Below are 26,010 nucleotides of genomic sequence, written 5' to 3' on the forward strand. Positions count from 1 at the left end.
AAGCAAATGAAAAAAATCAGTTTACTTCTTTTGATCCTTGCACTGGGCTGCCTGACGATCCGCGCAGAAGACACCACCGGCAACGCTAAAGCACAGGCAGACAAGGCTGCCGCCATCAGGAAAGCCCAAAGCAAAACAGCGGACTCCATCGCAGCAGCGGCAAAAGCCCAAAATAACAACAAAAACAAAGTCGTCGCGGCAACCTGCAAAGATGCGGACAACAGCGTGCTGCAATGGACCGGCTGGTTGCTGATTATCCTGATTGTTGGCCTATTTTTCGGATTGACCTGGAAGTCGGACTTGCTGCGGGCACCTATCCAGGACCCTGTAGCTTTTAAGCAGGCTGCTGTCGCGACCGGAAAATATACCGATGGTACCGACATCAACAAAATTCCCAAACCCTTCAGCCTCTCCAGGAGCCAGCTGGCCGTTTGGACGGTGGTAATAAGTTGCTCTTACCTTTATCTTGAGCTATGCAGGTATGCCAGTGCACCTGTTTTAACCATCGACAAGACGCTGCTGGGGCTAATGGGCATCAGTGCCGCCACTACGGCAGCGGGCAACATTATCGATAATAACGCCACTGCCGATCAGCAGGGCGCACCGAAACCCTCCGAAGGCTTTTTTAAGGATATCATGTCCGACCAGAACGGCATCAATATCCACCGCTTTCAAAACGTGGTCTGGACGCTTATTGCCGTCACCTTGTACATTTCCCAGATACCGGATATTACCTGCGGATCGCTGCCGACGCTGGATGCGACCCTGGTCGCTTTAACCGGCATCAGCAGCGCCACTTATCTCGGCCTGAAGATCAATGAGAATGTGCCGCCCGCTATTCCCCCCGCATCCAAGATTTGATCGGTTTTGTATTTGCTAACCACTGCCGGTCACGCCGGTTTCGAGCTCGGCTGGCAGTGTTTTCAATTCAATCTTTATTTTATCACCTAAGAAACGTAAAAAGCGAACGGTTCCCTAAATATTAGTGTTTTAGAGTCGGCATACCGGCACTGTATGACGTTTGGCTGAATAATAAAAGGGATTCTTTAAATATGAGAAGAACCAGTACAGTTGATGTCAAAATTGACAAGAGTGATAGTTCCAGCTTCGGCAGCAGGCGGTTTAGCCTGGTTATTGTACAAAATCCTGACTCTGTCTATCGGTTGTTGGATTTTAATGCTGGCAAGGTTTAAAATGCACGTCAGGAACAAGTATCCTGGAAGACGCAGAATGAGGGCAATTATACCAACTTTACAGTCGAGCGCAGTATTGATGGCGGGAAATCCTTTAATGTGCTTGGTGGTGTAAAGGCGGCAGGCCAGGGGGAATATACCTACCTCGATAAAAATCCTATTGTCGGCCAGAATTTTTACCGCCTGAAACAGGAAGGCATTAATAATGTGATGACCTGCTCGAAAGCCGTGCCAATACTTTATTCGGAACAAAGCGATCTTCCTGCGGACAAACTTAATATCTATCCGAACCCGGCAAGCAGTATGATTAACCTGGCGATCGCCTCTGAAACAAACGATGCTGTTGCTTACAAGATGACGCTCACTAATTCGACAGGCACGGTGGTTAAAGAGTTTACTTCTTCACAGAATGCTTTGCAAACCAATGTCAGCAACTTACTTCCAGGTACCTACCTGGTAAGGGTAATTGATAATAAGACCCAAAGCCTGGTAGCTGAAAATAAATTTGTAAAACTCTAAGCTAATGACAAACAAACTTCTGTGGAAAACTCCCGGAAGTTTATTTAAACAGCAATTTCCGTCCCCGGGTGGGAGGGAAATTGCTGTTTTTCTTGAAATGGTTAACGATAAAGAAGACAGTATTAATATGTTTAGAAACGATCCGTTTAACGATTGAGATATAGATAAATGTTCAATCTGTTTGGATTGTAGTGCTTTATGTTTTTCAGGCTCCCGTTATTTAAATTCTGAACAAGTAAAAGTACACTGTTCCTTGTTTTTTTATATTAATATGATTAGATTAGCTCCTGTAATAACAAAATGAAAACCTATTCCTTATTGTTTAAAAAACGTGTAAATGCTTACACGCTTACCGAGATATTAGTAGTGCTGGTTATTATCGGTATCCTTGTCCTATTGGCGCTTCCTAATCTTTTGCCCCTTATCACCAAAGCAAAAAGTACAGAGGCGAAACTGCAACTCGAACATCTTCAGACCCTCGAAAAAAACTACTTCTACGAGCATTCTAAATACTCGAAAGATTTGACTGAAATCGGTTTTGTTCAGGAAAAATTAAGCGCTGACAGTAAAGACGGCAGGGCAAATTATCGTATCGAGATCACTAATGCAACTAATATAACTTTTTCCGGCAGGGCAACTGCCGTCGTTGACTTTAACGGCAATGGCACTTACAACGTTTGGGAAATTGACCAGGATAAAACACTTAAGGAAGTAACACCCGATTGATGCAGGTGGTAAAATTATTGATCTTAACGTTGTTGTTCATCATCATGATTCAGGACTTTAAAAGTCGTTCCGTGTATTGGTTTGTGTTTCCTGTTCTCTTACTGGCTTTTTTGGCGCTGCAATGCAAACAGCAAATTGAGCTGGTCGCTGTTTGGCATCCGGCATTGATCAATATCGCGTTTCTCATTTTGCAATTTCTACTGTTATCCGCTTATTTTTCATTAAAAAACAAACGGTTGATAAACATATTAGATCAAATGTTGGGCTTAGGCGACATATTGTTCCTTATTTGTCTCACAGTCTATTTGCCGGTACTGAACTTTCTGATTTTCTACATCTTAAGCTTGGTAGTGGCCTTGATTTGTTGGGCAATCTGGCAGTTTTTCGCCGTCAGAAAAGATAAAGAAATACCACTTGCCGGAATGCAAGCGATGCTTTTAATGGTGCTTTTAATAGGTGATTGGTGGTTAAAGATTTTAAACCTGACCGATGACAATTTATTGCTCAACCTTATCGCTAAATGAACCTGCAAGAAGAAATAGTGATCGCGACCGATGATCTCCACTGGTTAACTAAAGACCAGGCCTGGCATTATCGGGTTTTGCCAAAAAATAGAACAGCCGACAGTCTGTGGCTTTATTGCTCCGCAAAGGCACACGACATTTCATTATCTGCTGAACTGGAGGTGTTATTAGGTATGAAAGTTGAGCTGTATCCTGTTCAGGAAAGTGAGATCGCCAAACTGCTCTCTAAATATTATCTTAAGGAAAATGCCGCTCACGGTTCGCCGCAATTACAGGATTCTTTGCATGCTGACAATTTTCTGGCTAACCTGATCGGTGAAGCCAAGAATTTAAAAAGCAGCGATATACATGTTGAAAGCTACGAGCGCAAATGCCGGGTAAGGATCAGGATAGACGGGATGATGGTTGAACGTTATTTATTGAAAAGGGAGGAATATCCGGGCCTGATCAACAAAATAAAAATATTAGCTAACCTGGATATTGCTGAAAAACGCCTGCCCCAGGACGGTCGTATTAATTTTAATCATAATGGCCAGCAGTTTGATATACGTGTGTCCATTTTGCCAACGCTGTACGGTGAAAAAGTTGTTTTACGGTTATTAAACAATGACGCTGCAGATATAGACCTTAATAATCTCGGTTTTTCAAAATTCGACCTGGATAATTTTCTTCAGGGAGCCTTACGCCCGAACGGTATTCTGCTTATCAGCGGGCCGACCGGTTCCGGCAAGACAACCACCCTTTATGCTACACTGAAATTGCTTAATAAAGAAACCCGGAACGTACTTACGATCGAAGACCCGGTTGAGTATACGCTGGAAGGCATTAATCAGGTACAACTAAAGGAATCGATAGGACTCACTTTCGGCGCTGCACTGCGGACCTTTCTACGTCAGGATCCCGATGTGATCATGGTAGGGGAGATCCGCGATGTCGAAACAGCCAATATGGCGATCAGGGCTGCATTGACCGGTCACCTGGTATTATCTACTATCCATACAAATTCTGCCTGGGGTACCGTATCCCGGCTGATTGATATGGGTATTCCACCTTTTCTTGTGGCCAGTACATTAAATACAACTGCTGCTCAGCGGCTCGTCCGCCTGCTTTGTCCAAATTGTAAACAAGAAGCAGATTTTGACGAAAATCTTTATCCGAAACAATTTAAGCCATATAACAAGGTGATCAAACATGCTATCCCGAAAGGTTGCGAAAAATGCTATTACACCGGCTATAAAGGAAGAAAGGCCGTGTACGAAGTGATCCCGGTCGATCGGGAACTTGCCACTGAAATTAAAAACGGGAATATGGACATACAATCGCTTTTGAAAGTCCGCGGAATACAAACATTGGCAGAAAATGCCTTTAGGCTGTTCGAAGAGGGGAGGACATCCATTGAAGAAATATACCCGCTTTTATTTAACTACTAAACCTTTATGTGCAATCGATTTACGCGGATTATTCTCATTTTAATACTTTTTTGGTGCCCGGTCAGGCTCCTGGCTCAGCAAAACCGAATACAAGTTTTGCAAAAACGGTTGGACAGTCTTTCAAAGACTGTTCCAGGGTTGAATCAAAAGGTTCAGTTACAAATTGTGGGCGGCGGCGTACAACAATATCTATCAGGCATTTCTTCGTCCAACGGAATAAGCATCAGTATTGATCCTAAACTAAATTTCACAGTAAATGATTCTTTCGCCGATGTTACAGCTTCTAATATTTTATTGTTCCTGGCGCAAAAGTATAAACTTGACATCAGCATTCTCGGATCGATCATCTACGTAACGACTTACCAGGAACCCGTTGTATTCGTAAAAGTTCCCGTCAAAGAAATTAATGCAAAATATAACGCTGCGGATAATTTGCTTTCTCTTTCCTTAGATAATGATACCCTGACGGCAGTCGCAAAAAAAATAACCCAGCTATCAGGTAAAAACATCATTGTACAGAATGGCCTTCAGGGTAAACGCGTATCCGGGTTTATTGCCAATGCCCCATTTGAAACAGCAATGGACAAATTGGCGTTCGCCAATGAGATCAAAGTCATCAGAACAAACGATAATTTTTATGTTTTTCAACCCCTCAGTGACAACGAAGAATTATACGTGAACGGTGACAAGAGTACTGCAGTCAGAAAAACATTTCGCCCTGCTACTACAGGTGGGTCAACAGGTTCGACACAGGTTTTCAGCAAAATGGTTGGAGGGCAAAAAATGATTTCTGCAGATGCTGTCAGTGCGCCAATCGTTAACTTGGTCAAGCAGGCATCCCAGGAGCTTAACAAAAATTACTCGATCTACTCTGAGCTGAAAGGCACGATAGATATCCATGTCAGCGATATTACCTACGACGATTTTCTGGGTTTAATTTTTCGGGGAACCAATTATACCTTTCAGTCAGAAAACGGGGTATACCTCATTGGCGACAAAACTATTGAAGGGTTAAGGACACACAAAGAGGTTCATTTACAAAACCGTTCACTGGACACCATTATGGCAATGATCCCCGCCGAATGGAAAAAAGGACTGGAGATCAAAGAATTCAGGGAGCAAAACACCATCTTACTCTCCGGCTCGATCGCCCAGATCAACGAGGCCGCAAATTTTATCAAGTCATTGGATGTACTGGTTCCGGTCGTGCTGATCGAGGTGACCATGATCGATTTCCATAAGTCCAGGACAGTTGCTACCGGTATTACAGCCGGCGTTTCCGATAGCGTGAAAACGGGTGGATCCGTATTGCCAGGGATAAATTTCACGTTTAGCGCGACCTCCGTCAATAGTTTTTTGAGCAGCATAAGTAAATTTACTTCTATCAACCTTGGGCATGTTGTACCCAATTTTTATGTGGGCCTGCAGGCTTTGGAAAATAATAATAATGTCGATATCAGGTCCATACCCAAACTGACCGCTCTTAACGGGCACCCGGCTAAATTGAGTATAGGCAGTAAATTGTACTATAAAAACACAACACAAAACTTATATCCTTCGGCAAGTACCTCGACATCGGTATTTACTAATACATACACCTCCGTAGATGCTGACCTTTCCATTGACATAAAACCTGTTGTTTCAGGGGACGATCAGGTTACACTGAATATTAAAGTAAACGTTTCCGACTTTACGGCGATCCCCACAGATGGATCGCCTCCGCCACAGTCAATCAGCCAGTTCGAATCAACTTTGAGAGTTCACGATGGAGATACCCTTTTACTTGGCGGCATCGAACGTACAGAAAATGACCTGACAACATCAGGTACCCCCATTTTGTCAAGGATACCCATTTTAAAATGGATATTCAGCAGCCGCACTAAAACGGCTTCCAAAGTAACCACGGTCCTGTTTATTAAATCAACCATTTTGCGCTAATGGACAGGTTAGAGCCCTATTACAGGATAAGCACCGTGGCCGGAATTAGTATGCATCTCGGTAATGACGGCAATGCAGGGATTGACCTTTGCACTGTTTCAGCGAACAGGAATGAGCTTGATTTCACAAAAAAGGCGACTGGTCTGACGAAAATAGAACAGATTCTGGAACATGTTGCCGTAAAAACGACTGTTTCCTTGAATCTTTCCGGAAAAGGTGTGCTTGAAAAGAGAGTTGATAAAATGGAGCTGATCGATCAGGATTCCTTTGGAAAAATATTGCCTAATGCAAAATTGGATGATTTTTATGTCCAGAACTTTATATCCGGAGAATACTCCTTCGTTTCAATAATCAGGAAAACGGACGCAGATCGCTGCATCACTCGCTTAAAGGAAATGGGATTGACGCCGTTATCACTCAGCCTCGGCCCTTTCCCCCTAACACATATCCTGTCTCAGTTAAATATTTACGACAAGGACATAATCGTCAACGGGCATCTTATCACCCGTGGCGAAAATGGAATTTGGCTGGATCATCAGTTCAATGAAACCGCCGTTGCATCTTTTCCCTATAAAATTTCGTCTGAAACAATAGATGAACGACTAATAGTGCCATATGCCGCTGCCTTTCAACTTGTGATGGTTGATCGCCTGGATCCCATTCGGGCAGAGGTTGTGGAATTAGACCACGAACTTGAAACTAAGATAACTACAAACCGGCTAAAGGTTCAGGGCATCATCCTTCTCCTATTGTTGTTTATACTGTTGCTGATCAACTTTGTAATTTTTTCCACACTTGCCCGCTCGAATGCGCAATTATCCCTGCAAGCAGGCAGGTTTGTCCAGGACACGAGCAATTCCGCAAATATTCGGGCCGGGATAAAAAATAAGGAAATGTTACTGGATAGTCTCGGATGGGAGAAGGATATTAAAAAAAGTGTTCTTATAGATCAGCTTATGGCTTTAATGCCTGAAGATATACTAATGAAAGAAGTAAGTATTGAGCCCATTGATGCAGGCAGAAATCATAGTCAAAGAAATCTGGAATTTGTCGGCCGGACGATCCGGTTGACAGGAACCACCGAAAAAATTATACCGGTAAATGAATGGATGGCAAGGATTAAAACCAGGTCCTGGGTGAAAATTGTGCAGATGGATAGTTATACTTATAACAATGAGCTTAAAACAGCTCAGTTCATTCTTACAGTGAATTACTAAAATGAAAAAGCTGCTGATAACAAAAAAAAGATGGGCATTGCCAATTGGTGCAATCATTTTATTTCTTTTTTGTTACCAGGTAGCCTTCAAAAAGAGCCTCGAAGCCTGGCGCCTGCATACCAGCCTGGCTAAAACGCTTGCTGCATCAGGCGATGTGAGCGCAACGCCGGACTTCGAGCAGAAAAAAAGCCGAAACCTGGACAGAATTATCGACCTCTATAAGGCAGATACTGCTGATTTTCGCAGTAATATTTTGGCCAGGATTGCTGCAATTGCAGGCAATGAAAATGTGAAACTTACCGACGTTCCGACACGTGGGCAAGGTTCCGCAGACGGCCATCTTCATATCCAGCGACTCGGTTTCGAAGGAGATTATTTCTCGCTGATGAAGACCCTGATGAGACTTGAGCAAGCAAAGGGGATCGGTATGATACGCTCCGCGACGCTGAAGGTGTCAACGCCCGCAGATGGCACAGAGAAAATGAAGAAAACAGTATTGAGTGTATATTTTGAAATTTTTAATAAGTAACTAATATTCAATAGAATACGAATAAAATAAACATGATACTATTAATAAATGTAACATAAATGTTGCAATAATTTAATTTTGTATATTAAATATGTTTTGTATATTCAAATCATAAATTTAAAACCAAACCTTAGTCACATGAAAAATCATAGCAAAGTTTCTGCTCCCGAATAATAGGGCTGATAAGCCCGGCCAGGGATCAATCATTTAATTGAAAACATAATTAATCAGCTTGCATCCAGGCGATTCAGTATTGCTGTGGCCGAAGTAAATGGTGTGTTTTAATCTGACTGCATTAATGAAAATTGAGGCAGGTGTAGCTCGCTTTTCTTAAAACGTACATTGAATCTCTTTACATATATCTAACATGAATAGCATTTTTGTTTCAATAAAAAACCTTCGGATCGATCTTTTGACACAACGTGCCTTTTCAGGAGGTGGGGTGGAAAGTATTGATGGGATGAAAATGGTTTTAACTACAGTCAGTTCGGGTTATAAACAACTGGAACTTATATTTTTTGATTTTTTTAAGATTAGTGATAATGCTGTCATCGTTGATGTGGGCCGTGGCAAAGGAAGGGTATTTAATTATCTTCTTTATAAATGCCTGAAAAATAAGATGATTGGTTATGAAATAAATGAGGCTGTTGCGAACAAAACGAAACGGAATCTTGCGCGATATAAAAATGTGGAGAGTGGAGATACACGCTGAAAACATATTTCACAATTTTCCCGCACTCGGCAATGTGTTTTATCTGTTTCATCCATTTAGAGAACAAATGGCCATCGAATTCAGTGAAGAGATATTAAAAATAAAAGATCGTAACCGGTGATATTATATTATAACCCTGAACTTATCCACGTTTTTGAAAACGAAAATTTTGACTGCATCGTCAAAGATGTCCCGATTCGGCAGGATCAAAACTATTATCAACTGGCAATTATTAAGATTAAGAATTCAAACTAGCTAACGTAAAAGAGGACATAGAAGAACTATGCCTTTATAAATACAATAATAATACTAAAATAAATCAACCACTCATGCAAAAAATGAATACTCCGGCACCCGAAAAACAGAAAATAAATTACATTAAATGGAGCTATCACGTGCTGCTGGGCATTGCAGTGTTGTTCTTGTTATCCGGTTTTCTTTTCAGGAATGATAAAATCGCCTATGTCGATTCAGCTAAGATATTCAATGAGTACAAGGGTTCTGAAGAGGCAAAAAAGGCGTATCAGTCTAAATCGAAAGTTTGGCAGGGTAATATTGATACTTTAACCAACGAGGTAAAAGGTGCTATCCAGAAGTATGAGAAGAGCGTTGCTACCATGTCAAAAAAAGAGCAGGATCTTTCAAAGCAGATCATTCAGGAGAAACAAAGGCAGTTAGCAGAATACCAGCGCGGAATTCAGGAAAATGCTAAACAGGAAAACGATAAACTTACCCAGAGTATTGTTACTCAAATAAACGCTTACTTAACAGTATACGGTAAAAAGCACAATTATAAGATGATTCTTATCGCTAATCAATCCGGTACTATAGCCTATGCACGCGACGGATTGGATATTACCCAGGATGTCATTGATGGTTTAAATGCGGAATATCCCGTTGACAAAAAATGAAAATGAAATCAAAGTCTGTAAGGGTCACTCTTGTCTTTTTTGGCATTGCGCTTATTTCGGTTTCATGTCATAAGAGCGTAAAGTCCAGGTCGGATCTGTTTAAATTTCTGAGCCAACCTGCTAACAACCTGGAAGTGACGCAACAGGTGGGTGAAATTGAGACTTCTGTGTATTATAAGCCATGGAAGCCGATTAACAAAGGGGTTGCTACCCATCGGACCAAAAATGATTCCGCCAGCCTAAATAAATTCAAAAGCAAGTATTTTTTTGTTCTTAGTTTATCAGCTAATCACAAGGAATTGTTACGACAGCTGCCATTTGAAGATTATAGTGAAATGGTGCAAGTGTTAGCGTTTAGGATGTCAGATTATATCAGCGCAGTTACGGACGACGGAAAATATGTGCTTCCTGACCAATGCTTGTTCGAACAAACCTATGGGATGGGAGAGGCCAATCATTTAATGATCATTTTTGACAAATCCAAATTCACTAATAGCAAACTGATAACGCTTCATATAAAAGAATTCGGCTTAAAAACCGGCAACCTGAATTATAAATTTGATAAGCAAAACTTGGATGACCTTTAAGCTTTAGCAATTTAAAAACCAAAACCTATCCTTTATGCCTTTTACAAAAAAGACCAGGATAAAGAGAGCAGCTGCCCTTTTTATGCTATTTACCTTGCTCAACCAGATTTTTGCGCCAAGCGTCGCCTACGCGCTGACGGCAGGACCGACGGCGCCTGAAGCGACCAGTTTTGAACCTGTGGATACGACGGATATGGTTAATCCGATCAACGGAAGCTTTACTGATAATATTCCTCTCCTGGAAGTTCCTGGTCCTGAAGGAAGTTACCCATTGTCTCTTTCCTATCATGCCGGCATACAGCCGAACGAGGAAGCCAGTTGGGTCGGTCTGGGTTGGTCTTTAAATACAGGTGCAATTTCACGAAATGTAAATGGTTACCCGGATGATTGGGCCGGCGGAACCGGGAGTAATTTCACTTATTGGCATGGTGGATCTACTAATTCATTCAATATCGGGGTATCCGTGGGTCTGGCAAATTCGCCGGCTACAGTAAATGCAGGCTTATCCTTTTCACAGGATACCTATCGAGGATTCGGGGTGGGTACCTACGCCGGACTTGGAATGAATACTGGAAGTTATAACTTTTGGGAACATTTTAACCGCAGTCCATTTGACCTCGGTATCAAAGTGGGCATTTCGCCATACGGCGACGCTTATGCAGCAGCTGACATCGGCGTAGCCAAGAACTTGGGAATAGATGGTTTGACAGCCAGCAGCGGGATTGGGGTCCAAACTAATTTTAAAAGCATCTCGGCTGGTTTTGATGGGGGCCTTTCGATGGGGGGGGTATCGTTGATAGGTGCGTCCATTAGCACAGACGACATGAAACCCTCGCTCTCAGCTGGCGGCGGCGCTACGACTTCTGTAAATGACCCTAATTCTGGAAAAATAAGTTCTTACTCGGCATCTTTTGGTTTCGGCATACCAATAGCACCATTAGTGTCAATTAGCCTTGGCTATACCTACAGAAGATATTGGTCAGCTACTACACAGGCTTTTAGCGCCAATGGTGTAATAAACAATCGTATTTCAAATACGTATCCGCAGGACGATTGGAATTCGACAGATGACGATAATTATTCAATCATTGATTACCGCAACCCGGGTAACTATGATCCGCTGACGCAGGTTGGCGGAACATTCCCAAACATGGACGATTATAGTGTAACGGCCCAGGGACTCGGAGGTTCTATTCGCCCCTACAAGTTTTCATCAGTCTTGCTTAATCAAAACAGGATCAATACGAATAATCACAGCAACGACGTATACAACGAGATGTTTGGATATTCCAGTAATTCCTCGACAACCGGAAAATGGCAGTTTCGTTTTATTAATGACCTGTCAAACAATTACCGCCAGCTACATCCTTGGGTATCTGACCAGATTTTTGGTTTTGACGCTAATCCGGTGACCGGCAGCCACCAGACGACTAACGTCCAGGAAGATTCATACGGCTATGATGGTTTAAGCAACCGACTGGAAGGAACCAACCATATCGAGTATTTCACAAATAAAGAAATTTTTAGTGGGAAGGCCGCCTTAAGAGGCTTTGTTACTGCACCTGATGAAGGTGGCTTCGTCCGCGGGAATTGCCCTGCGGACCAAATAGGCGGTTTTATGATTACCAATGCAAGTGGCGTAACCTATCACTATGCGCTTCCGGTTTATAACCTGAAGGAAAATACGCATCGGGAAAGTGTGGACACTGGTCCGAATTTTTCCTCCAATGACCTGAGTAAGTTGGCGCCTTATGCTTACGCATGGTATTTAACAGCCATAACCGGACCTGATTATGTCTCGCGTGGCTTGACGCCCGGCCTGATCGATAAAAGTGACTGGGGATATTGGGTGAAGTTTGATTATGGAAAATGGACGAGTAACTACATCTGGCGAACACCCTCCCGGGGAATGGCTCCGGATCTGGACGGCACGTTTCAGTCGTACTCAACCGGTGTTAAGGAAATTTATTATCTCGATGCAGTAGAAACAAGGTCCCATACCGCAATTTTTGAGAAGGAGCTTCGGGCGGACAGCAAAGGGATGGCCCTTTTTAATAATCCTAGCCAAACGTATTCACCCGTAGTGTATACACTGCTGGCAGGTGGGAGCACAAGTTTAGGGACATATCAAAACCCAATTACTGGTAACGCCTATCCCGTACCGACGTTGAGATTAAAAAATATTCTTTTATTTCAAAATGATCAATTGCCGGTTGATGTTAACTCATTACGCCAAAGTACTACGAATTACAATTTTTCTTTCCCATATAGTGGGAGTTTTTCAACACCGGATGGTATTCAGACGGTGACGACAGGCAATCAGGTGATTGACACTTTCGACGTAAGTGCAAATCCTCTGTTACTGCAAAATTGCTTAAGGCGGATTGCATTTAATCATGATTACTCGCTCTGTCCTGGCGAACCCAACAGTTACGACGCTTTGGGAACGAACACTTATACCGGCACACCAGCAGCTCCTTCAAAACTGTTAGGGAAGCTGACATTGCTTTCCGTCGACTTTCAAGGTAAAGGAGGTGCGTCAATGATCCCTCCAACCCAATTTCAATATGATCTGGACCCGACCGATGCAGCGAATCAGGGTGTTGTATTGATTTCTCAGGCACCGGACAATCAGCAGGGGACGATTGTCGGTCCGACGATTACAAATAACATGAGCGACGGATGCCCCTGTAGCTATGGCCCAATGAATGAAACAGCAGGTATGAATCAGACGGGTACTGTGACAGTGATATCTGGCAATTATCAGGTGGGGGACATTATCTCATTTCAATTCGGTGGTCAGACTTATTATTGCACATTATTGTCAACGCCTACTAACGGGTCTATTTACAACGTACTTTTTTTGAATAATTCTCCTGGGTCTGCCTCAGTTAATACGCGTGTGAACACGGTAAAAACGAAAAATCCGCCGTTCCACTTTGATGCCTATGATAATTGGCAATGTTACAAATCGGATTATAAAGCTGATCCCGGAAACAGAAATCTGGCGCGTATGACCACTTACGTTTCGAGCCTGTCCACTGACGTTTGGTCGTTGCGACAAATTAGTTCAAGTATTGGAACACAGATTTCCGTCGATTACGAAAGTAATTCCTACAGGAAGTCAGTATTAAATAAAATACCATCTGTTATCGTAAGTAACACGCCGGGTGCCGGTAATAAACTTAACGCTGATGGCACGATCGACGTAATTGCCTCGGTACCGCTAAATTTAAATTTATCAGACTTATTCGTTAGTGGAAACACCGTATCGGGGGCTATATTTTTCCAAATCTCGGGTAACGGGAACGACAATACCGGGGTAGAAACGGGTTCGAGTACTGCACCGGCCATTGATCTCGACAATTACCCTCTGACTAAAATCGTCAGCATTATAGGAAACGATATAAAACTTCAATTGGACCCGGCGCTGTATTCCTCACTGGAAACCGGCCAGGTGAATGAGTGGGGTAACCCTCTTACGGCAACGTCAGTATATATTAACACAGCAAACTTAATTCCAAATTTTACAACCAATTTAAATTATGGCGGTGGCAGCCGGGTTAAAGATGTCAAGGTAAATGATTTATCTGGAAATATTCGCCAAACAACTTATAATTATAATGTGATGGGGCATTTTAATGACGCAACTATTTCCTCTGGCGTTACCTCGTATTTGCCAACAATCATGGATGATATTAGTAGTATGCCGGGCATTAGCGCCGATTATAAATATATTTTGAATAAGCATGTTAATTATTTAACAGACATTTGCCGGCAAGCGCCTGCACCCGGAGTGTTGTATGAATCCGTTGAGGTCACCAACTCAACAACACTGCCCAATGGAACGTCCGTACCTTCGGCAGGCATGACTGTATACCAATATGAAGTGTTTAAGCCGGAAATGATCGGCCTTAAGGAGTATTATTACGAGGCCCCTACCAGTAATAGTTCGGGTACCTCTAATGGTAACAACACCTGGTGGCATATGTCTACTTCTGGGAGTAATCTTAAGATCGTCAAAAATTCGGCCCGTGATATTGCCATAAAAGACTATACCAGCAGGGTAGGCAATCTGAAAAGAGTAATAATGTACGATGATAAGGGTAACAAGCTAACCGAAAAGATCAATCATTATTTGTACGACGACCTGGATAATACGTCGTTCGATAATCAGGTAGCGGCTTATGAACCTCGTCTGGCCACCTTTACAGGTGGGCAAGATTACCATGGAGTGTTCTATCGGGATATGGGGGTACTTATGGAAAGATATGCAACGGCACGGGCATCCATCGATCCTGCTCACGTCAGTTCAAGTACTTCAAGCAGTCAATTTGACGAACTGCTCGTAATGAGCAACCAGGAAACGTACCCTTCTATAGCTACGGGTGCAACGCAGATCGATTATAAAAACGGTACACAAACAAATCAGACAAACCTCGAATTTGACTTCTTTACCGGTGCAATAACAAAGACATTGACTACAGATTCTTATGGCAATCGCTTTCTTAGTGTGGGAACTCCAGCTTATATGGCAGGCTATGCCAACGGAGGTATATCAACATTGAAGTATCCTGCACTTGGATTAATGACTCATGACGATGATCCAGCTAATTATGCCCCCGTACAGCATAAACAAATGCTCAAACAACAATCGTCAAATTATACCTATGCCGTAGATGCGTCCAATACACCAATCGGCGTCGTCACGGCCACTGTCCAAACATGGAGCAATACAGCACCCGTTCTTGATGCAAATGACGTTGCCGCACCGGCGACTACGCAATCGAACATTTGGAGAATGGATGCCAATTATTCCTGGATGCCATCCGGTACTTCAACTTCGAACGTCATGCCTTATAGCTCATTTGTGGAATATTTTGCAACCGGAGGAAGTAGCAACGCCGCCTGGAAGAAAACTGCACAGGTTACTCAATACAATGTTTATTCTGCAGCATTGGAGGCAACCGATATCAATAATAATTATGCTGCAACCAAAATGGGTTATAACAGCTCCAGGGTGCTGGTTACAGGTGGCCCTGCCCAATATAAGGAAATAGTCTATTCAGGCGCAGAAGATGCCTTGCTAAGCACGGGGTATTTCAGCAGTAATGTTTCACCTGGTGATCTTTCTCCGGGCCATAATTCCATTGTCGCCGATTCTACAAAATCGCATACCGGAACCCACAGCTTGTCCGTTCCCTCAGGAATGCATGGGTTTGCCTATACATTAACAGCTGCTACGAAGAAAAATTATACCGCATCAGTATGGGTAAAGCCGACTGCTGGAAATGCATCGCAGGCGGAACTTTATTATCAGGTAGATGGTGCGACAGCTGTAGTGCCAACCCAGACATTAGCTAAAACAGCTGCAGGATGGTATTTACTTGAAATGACCGTCCCTGCGTCTGTCTTTACCGGTACCGACACTCACGCTCTGATTATAGGATGTAAAAATGCGTCACCTGCAGCTTTATATTTTGACGACTTCCGTTTCCAGCCCACATCTGCATCCACAACTGCTTTTGTGTATGACAACCAGACAGGCGAACTCACCTATATTTTAGGAAATAATAATCTTTATGTTCGTTATCAATATGATGCGGCGGGCAGACTGGTAAGAACCTATAAAGAGGTATTAGGAAAAACGAATGTTCCGATAGCAAGCTCAATTGTATATAATTATGCCCGGATCGTTTATTATAACCCTGAGGTAAGCCAAGTTTTCTCCAGCAAGAATTGCGGTACGAATTTCCCTCAGCCTTATCTGTATATTGTTCATGCTAAACAATATTCTTCCACTGTATCGCCGGCTGACGCCCTCAACCAGGCAATGAATGATATTAATACAAATGGCCAGAACGTGGCTAACACCAGCGGCGTGTGCCTGCCGACAATTAGTTTTTCATTATTTAATTCTACAAATAGTGGCTATCAGGTCAGTTTTTCAAATCCTTCGGGAAGTTACACGTTTGATTTTTCGAACAATGGATCGAAAACCATTTATGTACCGGTGGGTGTCTACTCGGTTAATATATATCCAACAGGCTCGCCGGAAGTGGTTCATACCATAACACTGGGCAACAGGCCTTCGATTAGTGCACCGCGACACATCTTCGATAGTGTGGACGTATCTTCCGGAAGCACCGAACAGATGGATATAACGGTTTTTTAAATACAGACAGTCGTAGTGTGGAAACATATAAAATATAAATAGTTAGTATCAGATAGGTAATTATCCTTGTGTAATCAACTTGATCTTAAAGAAAATATTTACCCAAACCTTATCACAAATGAAGCTTGTCAAAAAAGGAGTGCTGCTCGTGGTGGTGATGCTGATCACCCTGGTAAAGAGTGTTTATGGCCAGGCCCCGACTATAACCTACGGTGCCGGATCTGCTGTATTAACGGCGGGGACGTCGTTTACGATCAGCCCGGTGAATACAGGGGGATCGGTTCCTGCGACGACCTATGGCCAGGTGACAACCTATGCAGGGAGTATCTATGGATCACCAGGCTATGTAAATGCTACGGGGACATCGGCGCTCTTCAGCCTTCCGGAGATGATCACTGGGGATGCCTCGGGCAATTTATATGTTGCTGAAAAAGGCAATAATGCGATCCGAAAGATCAATTCTACGGGTGTGGTGACGACTTTTGCAGGGAGCCCCACCGGGGCTTCGGGCAATACCAACGGCACCGGCACAGGAGCGTTATTTAATGACCCGGACGGCATCACTATCGATGCTTCGGGTAATCTGTATGTTGCCGACTTCAACAACAATGCGATAAGGAAAATCACGCCCGCGGGAGTGGTGAGTACCTTTTACAGCACGACAGGTTCGTTTGGTCCGGCAGGGTTATGTGTTGATGGTTCGGGCAATGTGATCGTAGCGGCCCAGGCGCTGAATCAGATCCTAAAAATCACACCCTCAGGTGTGGTAAGCACGGTGGCGGGCAACAATTATGGCTATGCCAATGGCACAGGAACGGCAGCACTTTTTGCCAATCCGGCAGATGTGAAAGCTGACGCCTCCGGCAATTTATATGTCGCAGATTATAACAATAATGCGATACGGAAGATTACTCCGGCAGGAGTAGTGACAACCTACGCGGGAAGTACGGTCTTTCAAAATACGGGGGGGAATGTAAATGGAGTAGGAACTGCTGCCAGATTTAATCGCCCGACGGGGCTTGCAGTAGGTCCGGGTGGGGTAATTTATGTGGCTGATTTTTCTAATTATGAGATCAGAAAGATCACTCCCGACGGAAATGTAACGCTTGTTGCGGGTACCCATGTTTCTACCATTATAGATGGTACTGGCTCAGGGGCTTCCTTCAATTCACCATCAAGTATATTTATAGATAATACAGGCACAGGATACGTAACGGAAAACTGGAGCAGCATTCGGAAGATTGTGCTAACGGGCTATGAGCTAAAAGGCACCCTGCCATCGGGACTAAGTTTTAATGCGACTACAGGAACAATCAGCGGGACCCCAACCGGCACGATTACAACCCAAACCGATACTGTTACAGCTTACAATGCCAGTGGCTATTCCACCGCCACCGTAACATTTACCGCAAGTGGACAAAGCGTATTACCAAATATCACCTATCCGGCAATGAACAATTTAACTGCCGGTACATCTTTTTCTATAAGCCCTACTAATACAGGGGGAGCGGTACCTCAAACAACCTATGGACAGGTAACTACGCTGGCAGGCAGTACTTTTCCGGTGTGGGCCTATGTGAATGGCACCGGCACGGCAGCCCGCTTTAACGATCCTTTTGGTACAGTTACGGATGCGTCGGGAAATGTATATGTAGCAGATTTTGGAAATAATGCCATCCGAAAGATTACCCCGGCGGGAGTAGTGACTACTTTTGCCGGAAGTCTGAGCGGTACTGCGGGCACCACAGACGGTACCGGTACGGCGGCGTTATTTAACGAGCCGGACGGACTCGCCATCGATGGGTCAGGCAATATTTACGTAGCAGACTATGGCAGTAACCGGATACGAAAAATTACCCCTGCCGCTGTGGTCACTACTTTTTATACCAATACAGCCACTTCCTTTGGCCCCGCAGGGTTATGCTTTGATCATTCAGGTAATCTGATCGTTGCGGCGCAGGATGGCAATAAGATCGAATCAATCTCACCGTCGGGAGTAATGACGATCATAGCGGGTAATAATTATGGCTACACTAACGGGACCGGCACGGCCGCAGCTTTCGAGTTGCCGGAAGATGTACAGGTGGACGGATCAGGGAATATATTTGTGGCTGATTACCTGAACAACGCGATCCGGAAGATCACTCCGGCAGGCGTAGTAACCACCTTTGCGGGAAGTAACGTGTCTGGCAATACCGGGGACTTTGCTGATGGCGTGGGCACAGCCGCCAGGTTCAATAATATAACCGGGGTCGCACTGGGTTCAGGAAACATTATTTATGTGGCTGACCTTTACAATAATGCGATAAGGAAGATTACGCCGGACGGAACCGTTTCGGAAGTGGCAGGAAACGTTTGGCAAGCGGAAGGCGCGGCTGATGGTGCCGGTACAACTGCCTCATTCAACCAGCCGGCAGATTTATATATCGATGGTACCGGTACCGGTTACATTGCTGACAGTGGAAACGGCAGTATCAGGAAGATTGTGCTGACAGGTTATAAGCTAAGTGGCACGCTTCCGGCAGGCCTAACCTTTGATCCGACAACAGGGATTATCAGCGGAATGCCGGGCGCAAATCTTATAACAGTAACTGATACAGTGACGGCTTATAACGCATATGGATTTTCAACTACGCTGGTCACCTTTACACCCACGCAGGTACTGCCGACAATTAGTTACAGCAGCCCGAGTTACACCTACACAGCAGGCACAGCTATAACGCCTTTGACTCCAACTGTAACGGGAAATCCGGTTCCTTACACTGGATATTCTACTATAGTTGCCTATACCCATCTCCTTCCGAATTCCTATAATGAAGGTGTTGCGTCTGACTTTAATTTTGCCATAGCTGCAGCGGTAGACAAACAGGGGGATTTGTATGTCGCCGACCAAACCAATCACTGTATTTATAAGATAAGTCCATCCGGCGTTACTACCCACCTTGCTGGAGGGTACGATTCTACTCAATATGGTTTTATTGACGGAACTGGAGATGCTGCCCGTTTTGCCGAGTTTGGAGGTTTAACAATAGATAAATCCGGTAATATCTTTGTGACCGATTATGGTAATGTTGCCATTCGCAAAATCACTCCTGCTGGCGTTGTGACCACCATTGCAGGGGGTAATGGTATCGGATTCGCAGACGGAACGGTTTCTGCTGCCCACTTTTCCTTTCCAGTCGGAATCGTAGTGGATGCAAACGGAAACTTATTTGTAACTGACGAATTTAATTACGCAATAAGAAAGATCACACCGGCAGGTGTGGTAACCACGCTCGCTGGTGGAACCAGCGGCACTGCTGATGGAACCGGAACCGCTGCGCAATTCACATATTCCGACGAAATCATGATAGACGCTTCCGGTAATTTATATGTTGATGATAACTACAATGTACGTAAAATAACACCAGGGGGCGTGGTCACCACCATTGCTGGAAACGGCACTCCCGGTTTCGTCAATGGCCCGGCCGCATCGGCTAGGTTTGACGGCCCGGCTGGAATGTCTGCAGATAAAAAGGGGAACATTTACGTTTCAGATTTCTATAACAAAAGCGTTCGCCGGATTTCTCCGGCAGGGAATGTAAGTACACTTGTCGGAGTAGATAGTTTAGGGAATCCCAAAAGTGTTGGCAATCATTATTCTTTTGCGACGCCTGATGCTATGGCAATTGACTCCACCGGCAACTTATTTGTCTGTGACGCCGGGAATGACATAGTCAAGGTGATCACAACGCCCTATACGGTAAGTCCAAACTTACCTGCAGGCATAAATTTCGACCCGGCTACCGGTATAATTAGTGGTACGCCAACGCAAATGATTGACCCTAATATTACTTATACCGTTACGGCATACAATATGGCGGGAATAGGGTCAACTACTATTAAATTCATTATTAGTTCTCCATCTAATCCCGCAAATGATTATGATAAGAATTGGGTATACACACGTTCTTACGATGAAAACGGAGTAGAGATTGGCGCTTCAAAAGCCTTTTTTGATAATAATGGAAAGGCGACTCAGGCACAAACAAAAAGCGAAACGACCGGAAATGTTTTAGCTGCGCAGACGATCTATGATTTAGAGGGACGAGCCGTAATATCGACACTGCCGGCACCTACCGGTAACTCCGCCTTTGCTTATAACAATAACTTCGTGACCAGCAGTGGCACCCCTTATAGCTATCTGAACTTTGACGGTGACCCGTCGAATACTTCGGCACCTCATGCAAAGTTAAACAATCCGGACCCCTTAGATAATACACAACCAGGAAGCCTTGGCTGGTATTACAGTAATAACAATACTTCTGAGCCTTATGTAGCTGCTACCGGGTATCCGTATAGCCGGAGTGATTTCTATCATGATGGTACCGGTGCAGCAAAACGGTTAGCAGGGATAGGGGAGCAGCTGAAAATGGGAACAGGGCATGAACCCACCAGCAATAGTTTTCCGGTACAAAATGAGCTGAACAATTACCTGGCGATACGAAACCAGTTTTTTCCCGTTGCAACGGTAGGAAGCAGTCCGGCAAGTATGGCAGGGCAGGCGCTGCAACAGGTTGCGACCGATCAGAATGGTACCTCCGTTTTAACGGTGACCGATCTTTCCGGCAAACTAACTTTGATGTCGGGCAGGGCAGATGCCAGTGGATGGCTCGCTGTGACCAATACGTTCAACCTGGTGAATGCTGCCCCGTCATATAGTTTTACAGTAGGTGTTTCGAGCAACAACATTAATAGCTTGGCAATTAATACGCCCAATAATATTACAGTAACTGCTTCTATCCCGGCCACCCAGCAAAACCCTGTCGGCTGCATTTCCTGCCAGGTATATACCGGTCCCGGTACTAATTATGTGTTTAACGCGGCCGCTTACGGCTCCTTCCTGATCACCTCTGATTCTCCGTTTACAATAACCGCCACAAACCCGCTAGGGACGGTTTATGACCAGGCTGAGGCCCAGTACGCCGAACCAGCGGGCAGTTCCGTACAATACTTTAAACTTGCAGTACCCTCGCCGGTTAACATCACAGGGAGTTTTACCTTGTATGACATGACGGCGGAAAATGATATTACTACGGCGTTCACCAGCGGGAATACTTTGCAACCGGGCTATTACCGGGTCGTAGCCAACACCCCTTCAGCCGGGGGGGCAATCAATAATGTAACACTCAGCTACACCAATAAATATTCGGACATCAACTATAATTATTATAACCAGTTAGGGCAGCTGATCGCTAGTATAGCCCCGAACGGGGTGCAGACGTTGATACAAAACGGTTACAGCAGTTACGCTGACGCCAGTAAATTACCCTTTGTCACCCTTAATAGCTATGACCTGCAGGGACGTTTAATATCAACCACTACACCGGACAGGGGCACCTCGAACTATGTTTACCGTACAGATGGCAAGATCCGGTTCTCACAGAATGCCTACCAGGCCAACCAATCCAATGCGGGCCAGAGTAATTCGGAAAAACTCTCTTATACAAATTACGACAATATAGGTCGCCCAGTCGAATCCGGGGAATACGTTGCGCCGATAGGCACGTTTGCCACACTAGCAGCAAATACCACATTATTGGATGCAACCGACGCAACAACCAGTAGTTTATCGACGGGTACCAAACAATCGCAGATAAACACCTTTTACGACCTGCCTGACCCGGGTCTTAGCCTTACCGGTTATATTCAGGACCCCGGCTTTTTAAAAGGTGCAGTAAGCTATACCAGCAACGCCAGCAGCACCACCTGGTATAATTACGATGATCAAGGAAGGATAACCTGGATGGCAAAACAAATCGTCGGACTATCGGGATATAAAACGATAGATTACACTTATAACGACCAGGGGAATGTCATCAGGGTAGAATGTCAGCGAAATACGCCGTCGGAAAGGTTTATCCATTACTATGCTTATGATGCGGATGGCAGGCTGATAAATGTGCAGACCAGCCGGGATGACATCACTAAAGTACAACAAGCGGCATATTACTATTACCTGCACGGGCCGCTGAAACGGATGGAATTGGGTGATCACCTGCAGGGCGTCGATTACGTATATACTCCTCAGGGCTGGTTAAAAAGTGTCAATACCCCAACCGGCACCAATACCAACGACCCGGGACAGGATGGGGTGAGCAATACCTTTGCTAAGGATGCCTTTGGAATGCAGATGGAATACTTCCCGGGGGACTACGCCCGCAGCGGGAGCAATATCACCAGCGTGCCGACGGGTCAGCCAAACTATTATAACGGCAACGTGAACGGGATCAGCTGGCAGAGCAATAAGCCTTCGTCGGTCGTTACCGGGTCGCCGGCTATACAGAACCCGGCCATGTACGCCTATAGCTACGACCCGAAATACCAGTTGACGGGCGCTACCTGGGGTACACCGACCTTCACCGGCACGCCTTCTTTTACATCAAACAATACCTTCAGTGAGAAAGGCATCAGCTATGACCCGAACGGGAACATCATGGGCCTGCAGCGGACCGGGAGCAACGGGGTGTTGACCGATAACTTTAATAACGGCTATGCCTACCAGGCCGGCACCAACCAGTTGAACAGTGTGACAGATGCCACTAAGGTCAGCGCTTATGCGAGTTATACCTATAACGAGATCGGCCAATTAAAAAGTGAAACATTGACCGGCACGCCCAATATTACTTATTATCTCAAATATGACGTAACGGGTAAAGTCACCGGGGTATACAGTGACCAGGCCATGAGTACCGCGCTGGAAACTTACAGCTATGATGAAAGCGGCAACCGTATCAAGACGGTCAATGCCAATGGAATAACCTGGTACACATATGATGGCAGCGGTAACGTAATGGCAATCTATACCGGGACAACCCCGGCCATTGCCGAGATCCCTTTTTACGGCAGCGGCAGCCGGCTGGGTACCTATACGATTAGCGGCGGCAACTATGTGTATGAAATGCGGGACAATGTAGGCAGTGTGCGAGCTGTGATGAACAGAACTAAAAACAGCAGCGACCAGGCCGATATCGTTACTTATAATGACTATTATCCTTACGGCAGTCTTGCCCAGAGCGGCGGAACAAACTATCGTTATGATTACCAGGGAGCTTATTCCGAAAAAGACCCGGTTACGGGGTGGAACAACTTCCTGCTCAGGATGTATGACGGTAAGATCGGCAGATGGTTAACCACCGATCCGAAGAATGTAGGTTATTCACCATACAATGGCATGGGTAATAATCCTGTCTCTTCTTTTGATAAGGACGGAGGACTGCCAAGCGATTTTCATAATCAGGATGGGACAACAGTTCATCGTGAAGATGGTTCTACTGCACAATATTATCAGGTAGGCAGTGGTCAGGATTTACATTATGTATTCGGAGGCTTTAATACACTTCAAGCCAATTATGATCCTTGGTTTGGGACAATTGAAAAGAACACTGTATTCATTAAAACCGCCATTCAAGAACAGCAACGTCTTAACGAATCAAATCCCACGTTACTTAAAGATGAGAAAACTAAAGCTACATATTGTAATTTTGGTACAGACAATATTTTGAAAACGGTAATTTCCGCGACAGACAATTCTGGGGGATTGAAGAAATTGCTTGATAAGAATGCTAATCACATGTTTACAGCGGCATTTAATATTTCGTCAATACATAATGTGGATTTATCTACAGCATTATTGGCCGCTGCGGATGGTAATCTTTCTTTTGCCCTATATTATAATCCTGATTGTTATACCGCCCTTGACTATTCAGTTAAAGAAGGTCACGGTCATGCATTTACTTTTTCAGTTGGAGACAATATCCTCTTGGGTAACGTTGCAAATATTGGTTCGCATAATTTATTTGAAAATATAAGTACATTTCCTGCCAAAATGAAAGATAATTTCATGTTTTATATTTTAGATCCATCTATTACGCCCAAATCACTTGACAACATTTTGGTCCCCTTCAAAGCACGTTAGAAAATTATTAACAAATTAAATGATAATAAAAAAATATGAAAAAACTATTCTTTATTCTTTCATTAATAACAAATCTTTGTTTCGGCAAACAATTATTTGCCCAACAATTAATAACAGTACAAAATCTAGTAGGCGTTTGGCAGTATGGTTCACCTACGGTTGGCGATCAATTGAACCAAAGCTTTGTTTTTTTTAAAAACGGCCATTTTTTCTTCAACAATGGTAAACTAGGTGATGACTTAGTATCGACCCGGGGCCTAAAGGGGCGTTACCGCCTAGATAAAAATAAGATGTATTTTACAATTATATCAAGGTTATTGGTAGATAACGCAAACATAGATGTAGCTACTCCAGAGGTAGAATCTGGAATATTTTTATATAAGGACATAATTCCAAACGAAGTTTTCATTAATGGGCCAAAAGAAATAAAAGATCCTGTCGATCTTATTGTCATTAAGCCCAATCACATAAAAATAAATGATGAGGATTACTATAAAGTGTCATCAAGGCCAGACGCAACTAAATTATAAAAATAGCTCCCATGATCTGCGGCAATTAAAACGATTGCTGCAGGCAGGTCGGAAGTGAACTTTAATATTTACCGCATACAAAAAACGGGGCGATTCCAGTACCCACTCATAAATAGGAGACGTTGGCCTGTAATATTAGTATGTTCTGGCAAAAAATACCAAGCAACTACTAACGAATTGTCACCAATGGCCCAAACGGCGTCTATGCGCGATTTTTTAATCACGGACGTAGATTTTCAACAATATTAACTAGGCAGTCCTAAAAATGCCTTTCCTTAAATATTCAACACTCTTATTCAAGGAAATAGCATTCAAACCAAGCAAATTCTTAATCGATTTGGTAAGTAATGTAGCAAATGTTATCTTGCAGAACTTAAACTTTACTCATGAAAAAAATTCTACTAACCATTTGCCTGTTTTCGGCAACAATTACAATCGGCTTTGCTCAATCACTTAACTTCGGCATCAAAGCGGGACTAAATTTATCCAATCAATCAATAAATCCATCAGGTTCCGTAGATACTAAAAACCTGACCGGCTTTCATGCAGGTGTAATTATCGATATCGGATTAAAAAACTTTTCTATACAACCAGGATTGTTTTTTACTACTAAAGGCCAAGTAACACCAGTAAATCTGGAGATGCAGACCGGTGTAGATCGAGGTACGTTTAATGCCAAAGAAGTCTTGAACTATATTGAAGTTCCGGTGAATTTATTATACCACATAAAGGCTGGACCTGTGGTTAATATTTACTTTGGCGGCGGTCCATATCTCGCTTATGGGATTTCCGGACATGGAACTGAACCCGGCTCGTTCCCCACTTATACGGTACATTTTGACAGTAATGGTTATAAAAATCCGGATTATGGGGTCAATTTTGTAGCAGGTATCGAACTGTCCAAGAAAATACTGATTGATGCCAACTACGGTTTGGGCCTGGGTAATTTATCCCGGGAGGAAGGCTTGACGATTAGAAACCGCGTGATAGGTATTTCAGTTGGATATTTATTTTAACACTTGCTTCCTGAGATAATTATCCTGGTTGATCCAATCCTACTTT

Annotated in this window: 17 protein-coding genes; all 17 read left to right on the top strand. The window is 43.9% G+C overall.

The features are described 5' to 3' along the window. Positions 1 to 6: 6 nt before the first annotated feature. Positions 7 to 861, top strand: a complete 855-nt coding sequence (locus tag ACPPVU_RS12610) for a hypothetical protein (protein WP_426672063.1) — start codon at positions 7 to 9, stop codon at positions 859 to 861. Positions 862 to 1,052: 191 nt separating this feature from the next. Then, positions 1,053 to 1,193: a hypothetical protein gene (locus tag ACPPVU_RS12615; RefSeq protein WP_426672064.1), complete on the top strand. Its 141-nt coding sequence runs from the start codon at positions 1,053 to 1,055 to the stop codon at positions 1,191 to 1,193. A gap of 99 nt (positions 1,194 to 1,292) precedes the next feature. Next, positions 1,293 to 1,712, top strand: a complete 420-nt coding sequence (locus tag ACPPVU_RS12620) for a T9SS type A sorting domain-containing protein (RefSeq protein WP_426672065.1) — start codon at positions 1,293 to 1,295, stop codon at positions 1,710 to 1,712. Positions 1,713 to 1,716: 4 nt separating this feature from the next. Beyond that, the gene (locus ACPPVU_RS12625; RefSeq protein ID WP_426672066.1) at positions 1,717 to 1,869 is read left to right on the top strand and encodes a hypothetical protein; all 153 of its coding nucleotides are present in this window, start codon (positions 1,717 to 1,719) and stop codon (positions 1,867 to 1,869) included. 143 nt (positions 1,870 to 2,012) lie between these two features. Next, a complete protein-coding gene (locus tag ACPPVU_RS12630; protein WP_426672067.1) occupies positions 2,013 to 2,438 on the top strand; it encodes a type IV pilin protein in 426 nt (141 codons plus the stop codon). 44 nt (positions 2,439 to 2,482) lie between these two features. After that, positions 2,483 to 2,962, top strand: coding sequence for a hypothetical protein (locus tag ACPPVU_RS12635; RefSeq protein ID WP_426672068.1), 480 nt, complete (start codon positions 2,483 to 2,485; stop codon positions 2,960 to 2,962). Next, positions 2,959 to 4,392 (top strand): GspE/PulE family protein, encoded by a 1,434-nt coding sequence (locus ACPPVU_RS12640; RefSeq protein WP_426672069.1) that lies wholly within the window; start codon positions 2,959 to 2,961, stop codon positions 4,390 to 4,392. The genes ACPPVU_RS12635 and ACPPVU_RS12640 overlap by 4 nt, the downstream gene beginning before the upstream one ends. Positions 4,393 to 4,530: 138 nt before the next feature. After that, entirely contained in the window at positions 4,531 to 6,330 is a 1,800-nt protein-coding gene (locus ACPPVU_RS12645; RefSeq protein WP_426672070.1) for a type II secretion system protein GspD, read from the top strand. Then, positions 6,330 to 7,547 carry a hypothetical protein gene (locus tag ACPPVU_RS12650; RefSeq protein WP_426672071.1) on the top strand — a complete coding sequence of 406 codons (1,218 nt, stop codon included), beginning with the start codon at positions 6,330 to 6,332 and terminating at the stop codon, positions 7,545 to 7,547. Before ACPPVU_RS12645 ends, ACPPVU_RS12650 begins: the two co-directional genes overlap by 1 nt. A gap of 1 nt (position 7,548) precedes the next feature. Then, positions 7,549 to 8,076, top strand: coding sequence for a hypothetical protein (locus tag ACPPVU_RS12655; RefSeq protein WP_426672072.1), 528 nt, complete (start codon positions 7,549 to 7,551; stop codon positions 8,074 to 8,076). Between the two features lie 367 nt (positions 8,077 to 8,443). Next, positions 8,444 to 8,788, top strand: a complete 345-nt coding sequence (locus tag ACPPVU_RS12660; protein WP_426672073.1) for a hypothetical protein — start codon at positions 8,444 to 8,446, stop codon at positions 8,786 to 8,788. Between the two features lie 329 nt (positions 8,789 to 9,117). Beyond that, on the top strand, positions 9,118 to 9,699 hold the full coding sequence (locus tag ACPPVU_RS12665; protein WP_426672074.1) for an OmpH family outer membrane protein: 582 nt from the start codon (positions 9,118 to 9,120) through the stop codon (positions 9,697 to 9,699). A gap of 2 nt (positions 9,700 to 9,701) precedes the next feature. Then, positions 9,702 to 10,286, top strand: coding sequence for a hypothetical protein (locus ACPPVU_RS12670; RefSeq protein ID WP_426672075.1), 585 nt, complete (start codon positions 9,702 to 9,704; stop codon positions 10,284 to 10,286). A gap of 34 nt (positions 10,287 to 10,320) precedes the next feature. After that, positions 10,321 to 16,461, top strand: a complete 6,141-nt coding sequence (locus tag ACPPVU_RS12675) for a DUF5977 domain-containing protein (protein WP_426672076.1) — start codon at positions 10,321 to 10,323, stop codon at positions 16,459 to 16,461. Positions 16,462 to 16,579: 118 nt separating this feature from the next. Next, positions 16,580 to 24,418 carry a putative Ig domain-containing protein gene (locus ACPPVU_RS12680; RefSeq protein WP_426672077.1) on the top strand — a complete coding sequence of 2,613 codons (7,839 nt, stop codon included), beginning with the start codon at positions 16,580 to 16,582 and terminating at the stop codon, positions 24,416 to 24,418. A gap of 35 nt (positions 24,419 to 24,453) precedes the next feature. Continuing rightward, positions 24,454 to 24,948, top strand: a complete 495-nt coding sequence (locus ACPPVU_RS12685; protein ID WP_426672078.1) for a hypothetical protein — start codon at positions 24,454 to 24,456, stop codon at positions 24,946 to 24,948. 386 nt (positions 24,949 to 25,334) lie between these two features. Beyond that, entirely contained in the window at positions 25,335 to 25,964 is a 630-nt protein-coding gene (locus ACPPVU_RS12690) for a porin family protein (protein ID WP_426672079.1), read from the top strand. Positions 25,965 to 26,010 lie beyond the last annotated feature (46 nt).

Origin of the sequence: Mucilaginibacter sp. McL0603 (genome assembly GCF_049992945.1) — a bacterium.
GTDB lineage: Bacteria > Bacteroidota > Bacteroidia > Sphingobacteriales > Sphingobacteriaceae > Mucilaginibacter.